At 59.5% G+C, this 592-nt stretch carries 1 protein-coding gene; it reads left to right on the top strand.

The window, feature by feature from the left end; translation table 11 throughout:
• Nucleotides 1-41: 41 nt before the first annotated feature.
• The coding region (istA, locus tag L3X40_RS22085) for an IS21 family transposase (RefSeq protein WP_237367467.1) at nucleotides 42-592 on the top strand (551 nt) is incomplete at its 3' end.

Below are 592 nucleotides of genomic sequence, written 5' to 3'. Positions count from 1 at the left end.
ACCTCCGGACGCAGGTTTGGAGGCAACATGGAGTGATCGATATGGCATTATTGAGTGTAATCAGACGTTGGCATTTCCGCGAGGGGATGCCGATCCGTGAGATTGAACGGCGCACTGGCTTGTCGCGGAACACGATCCGCAAGTATTTGCGCAGTGGCGCGGTTGAGCCGAAGTTCAAGGTTCCTTTGCGGCCGAGCAAGCTGGATCCGTTTGCCGAGAAGCTGACCGGTTGGCTGCAGATCGATGCTACCAAGTCCCGCAAGCAGAAGCGCACGGCCAAGCAGATGCACGCCGATCTTGTGTCCCTTGGCTTTGCCGGTGGCTATGGCCGTGTTGCCGCTTTTATGCGGGCATGGAAGGCGGACCGGCAGCGTGATTCCCAGGCCAGCGGACGCGGTACGTTCGTGCCGTTGGTCTTTGCACCGGGTGAAGCCTTCCAGTTCGATTGGAGCGAAGACTGGGCGATTATCGCTGGCAAGCAGACCAAGTTGCAGGTGGCGCATACCAAGCTGTCGCACAGCCGGGCGTTCACCGTGCGGGCCTATCTGCTCCAGACCCACGAGATGCTGTTCGATGCCCTAACGCAGGCCTT

The organism is Rhizorhapis sp. SPR117, from assembly GCF_021742065.1.
This window is presented reverse-complemented; position numbering and strand designations above follow the sequence as displayed.